This is a genomic window from Kitasatospora nipponensis (genome assembly GCF_039528135.1).
Classification (GTDB): domain Bacteria; phylum Actinomycetota; class Actinomycetes; order Streptomycetales; family Streptomycetaceae; genus Kitasatospora; species Kitasatospora nipponensis.
The window spans coordinates 98960-102748 of sequence record NZ_BAAALF010000007.1; the positions used below are offsets into that span (position 1 = coordinate 98960).

General features: G+C 74.7%; 3 protein-coding genes. 2 read left to right on the forward strand and 1 reads right to left on the reverse strand.

Annotated elements, in window-relative coordinates; translation table 11 throughout:
* Positions 1-225 precede the first annotated feature (225 nt).
* Positions 226-1104 (reverse strand): DUF3027 domain-containing protein, encoded by an 879-nt coding sequence (locus tag ABD323_RS04075; RefSeq protein ID WP_344439232.1) that lies wholly within the window; start codon positions 1102-1104, stop codon positions 226-228.
* A 699-nt stretch (positions 1105-1803) separates the two neighbouring features.
* Between ABD323_RS04075 and ABD323_RS04080 the strand changes: the two genes are divergently transcribed.
* On the forward strand, positions 1804-3114 hold the full coding sequence (locus tag ABD323_RS04080; protein ID WP_344439256.1) for an MFS transporter: 1311 nt from the start codon (positions 1804-1806) through the stop codon (positions 3112-3114).
* Positions 3115-3140: 26 nt separating this feature from the next.
* Complete coding sequence (locus ABD323_RS04085) at positions 3141-3743, forward strand: hypothetical protein (protein ID WP_344439234.1); 603 nt, start codon at positions 3141-3143, stop codon at positions 3741-3743.
* Positions 3744-3789 lie beyond the last annotated feature (46 nt).

The window sequence follows — 3789 nt, forward strand, 5'->3', positions numbered from 1 at the left end:
TCGCTCCTGCGCTCCCTCCTTCGTCGGTCGCTTGTCGCTCCTCCCTTTCGGCACCGGCGCGCCCTTCGGCTCACTCGCCCTGGTGCCTGGTGGGGGTCGGTGCGGAGGGGTTGCCGCTCTTGCCCGCCCCGTTGGGAAAGCCGCGGGCCGGTCTGGCCTCGGGTAGCGCGAAGCCCCCGCGCTCGGTGAGGGCGGGGGCCTGGGCTCTGCTGCGAACCGGCGACTCTAGCTGTGGCCGAGTTCCTCGGCGGGGGCGTCGGGCTCCACCGAGCCGCTGGCGCGGTCGGGGTGCAGGTGCAGGGGCTCGACGACGAGTTCGTCGAGGATCAGCTCGGCGGGGACCGGCGGAGCGGGCAGCACCGCGGCTTCGGAGTGACCGCCGCAGCCGTAGGCCAGCGAGACGATCTGGCCGTCGGCCGGGCCGAACTCGTTGCCGCAGACGCCGAAGGCCTGGCCCAGCGAGCCGCCGATCGGGATCAGGAAGCCGCAGCTGGTGCAGGAGGCCGGGGCGGCCTGGGCCATCGGGCTCTGCGGGCCGTGCGCCTTCTCCCAGCGGTCGGCGGCCAGGTGCATGCCCAGGCGCGAGAGCACCCGGGGGCGGGACATGCCCAGTTCGTCGGCGATGGCGCCGATCCGGGCGCGGGCCGGGGCCGGCTGCACGTGCGGGTCGGAGAGCTCGAGGTCCTCCTCGCCGTCGAAGACCGCCGAGTTGGGCGCGGGCTCGTCCTCGCCGGTCCAGCCGGGCTCCAGGCGCACATCGTCGGCGTCGGTGGGCAGCAGGTCGCCGGGACCGAGGTCACCGGGGCGCAGGCGCTCGCTCCACGGGACCCACTGCGGGGCCAGCACGGCGTCCTCGCCGGGCAGCAGCACGACCTCGTCCAGGGTCACCAGCTTGGCGCGCGGGGCGCGGGCCACGGTGACCGCCCAGTGCCAGCCGCGGTAGGCGGTGTCCAGGCACGCGAACGTGTGGGTGACGACCCGTTCGCCCTCGGGGCGGGCCTCCAGGTGTTCCCCGACGGCCCCCGCGCCGACCGCCTCCACCGCTGCCTGCCTGGCGAGTTCGACGGCCTCGGCACAGAGCCGGTCGGGGGTACGGCTTCGCATCGCAGCACTCACGGCGTCGGTTCTCTCCCAGTCTTCGTACCTGCAGCCTATCGCCCGGTGGCGCGGCCGGGCCGGTTCGGATCGGCGGCGCCGGGCTCAGGAGACCCGCTCCCAGCCTGGGGCCGGGGGTCTGCCTGCCGTGCGTCGCGTGAACGAACCGCCGGTACCGCTAGCTCGTGGCACCGCTCCCCTATTCTGCGCGACCGGGGGCGCTCCGTTGACCGGCCGCGCCGCCGTCGGGCGGGGCCGTCCACCCCCCGCGTGCCCGACGAGAGCGGTACGCGTAGTGCAGGCTACCCGCCGTGCCGGTCCGTGCGACAGCCCGGCACGGTCCGGCGGGCCCCCGGAGCACCCCGCACGGGCCCTCACCGGCGCCGCGGAGGCGGGCGGCCGCGCCGAGTGAAGCGGAATCCCTCGTCCCGGACGGGATTGTCAGGCAGGATTGCCTATGTGACGGACGAAACCCCGTCGCAGCAGGCGGAGCCGGTCCCCGTCCCGCGACAGCAGCTCCCGATCCCCCCGGTGGAGGGCACGGCCCCCCCGTCGGAGGGCGGTTCCCCACGGCCGGAGCCGGCCGGGCCGAGCCTGTCCAAGCCCCCCACCGAGCCGGTCGACGAGACGCTCGAACTGCCGCAGGCACCGCCGCGGCGCAACCTGCTGGTGCGCGGCGCGTCCGCCGCGGGCCTGGGGACGGGCCGGATGGTGCACGGCACCGGCCGTCGGATCCGCCGGGCCACCTCGGCCGAGGGCGCGGGCGAGTCCGGGCTGGCCAAGCTGATCGAACTGCACGCGCTGAACTCGTTCGGCGACATGCTGATCACCATCGCGCTGGCCTCGACCATCTTCTTCTCGGTCCCCACCAGCGAGGCCCGCGGCCGGGTGGCGCTGTACCTGTTGGTCACGATGGCGCCGTTCGCCCTGCTGGCGCCGGTGATCGGCCCGCTGCTGGACCGCCTGCCGCACGGCCGCCGGGCCGCTATGGCGATGTCGATGCTGGCCCGCGCGGTGCTGGCCTGGACGATGGCCGGCTCGATCGCGGGCGGCCAGCTGGCGCTGTACCCGGAGGCGCTGGGCTGCCTGGTCGCCTCGAAGGCGTACGGGGTGGTGCGCAGCGTCGTGGTGCCGCGACTGAAACCGGCCCGGGTGACGCTGGTCAAGGCCAACTCGCGGGTCACCCTGGCCGGTCTGCTGGCCACCGGGCTGGCGGCGGCGGTGGGCGGGCTGCTGCACCTGGCCGGTCCGGCCTGGCCGCTGCGCGGGGCGTTCCTGGTCTTCGTGATCGGCACCCTGATGGCCTTTCACCTGCCGCACCAGGTGGACTCGGCCAAGGGCGAGCAGCGCGCGGTGCTGCACGCCAGCCCCGACCCGGGCGGGGAGGGCGGGCCGGCGGCGCCCGCCGGGCGGCCCAGGCCCAGCCTGCGCACGGTGGGCCCGGCGGTGGTGCTGGGGCTGCGGGCGGTGGCCTCGCTGCGCGGGCTCTCCGGCTTCCTGACCCTCTTCCTGGCCTTCCTGCTGCGGGTGGACCCGGTCGGCGGGCTGGCCCCCACCGCGGCGCTGGCCCTGCTGGCGGTCGCGGCCGGCGGCGGCAACGCGCTGGGCTCGGTCTTCGGCTCCTGGCTGCGCAGCCGCGGCTCGGAGGCGACCATCACCGCGATGCTGATGCTGGCCACCGCCGCGGCCGCGGCCGCCGCGATCTGGTACGGCCTGGTGACCGTGATGGTGGTGGCCGCCGTCGCCGGCATCGCCGCCTCGCTGGCCAAGCTGGCGCTGGACTCGCTGATCCAGCGCGACGTCCCCGAGGCCGTCCGCACCTCGACCTTCGCCCGCTCGGAGACGCTGATGCAGCTCTGCTGGGTGGCCGGCGGCGCGCTGGGCATCCTGCTGCCGCTGAACGGCACGCTGGGCCTGTCGATCGCCGCCTCGGTGCTCGCGGTGATGCTGCTGTGGACGGTCGTCTCGCTGGTCCGGCTGGGGGTTCGCGGCGGCGCACCGCACCCCCGCGTCGCGTGATCGGCAGAGTTGGATAGCCTTCGTCCATGAGCCTCAGCACCCCTGTCATCGCCGCCCTCAGCGCCGTGGTCGTGATCGGCGCCGGTACGGTCGGTGGGTCCATCGCGTACGCCCACGGCCAGCAGGCGCCGATCAAGACCATGGCGACCGTCACGATCGGCAGTTCGTCCCAGGCGTTCGAGCCCGACCCGGCCTGCTACAACGGCGGCAAGCCGCTGGACGACGCGGCCAACGCGGCGTGCGGCAAGCTCTCCACCCAGCCGACCAAGTTCCGCAGCCTGCCGGTCAAGAGCGGCGACCTGATCGGTGTGGGCATCGACCCCGACAGCGCGAAGAACGGCTGGCGCGCCTACACCAACGGCGGCGGCGGCCAGGGCAACACCCAGATCGCGGCCTACCAGAAGGACACCACCTTCTCCGGCCTGGTCCCGGCGGCGAACGTGCTGACCCAGTCGCGGGACACCTCGCTGACGATCATCCGCTTCGACCCGAAGACCGCCGACTCGCAGAAGCCCGGCATCATCGCGGTCTGGTTCATCGACCTGCAGAACAACGCCTTCCCGCCGGCCCCGGTGCAGTCCCAGGACGGCTCGCAGGGCCAGGGCCAGGACCCCTCGCAGGGCCAGTGACCCCCTTCTCGACCCCCGACGACGAGCGGCCGGGCGACCGGCTGCT

What these genes read in the sequence shown, in the direction of transcription:
- ABD323_RS04080 (WP_344439256.1), top strand. Translation starts at nt 1,804, where the DNA reads ATGGTGCACGGCACCGGCCGTCGGATCCGCCGGGCCACCTCGGCCGAG.
- ABD323_RS04075 (WP_344439232.1), bottom strand. Translation starts at nt 1,104, where the DNA reads ATGCGAAGCCGTACCCCCGACCGGCTCTGTGCCGAGGCCGTCGAACTC.
- ABD323_RS04085 (WP_344439234.1), top strand. Translation starts at nt 3,141, where the DNA reads ATGAGCCTCAGCACCCCTGTCATCGCCGCCCTCAGCGCCGTGGTCGTG.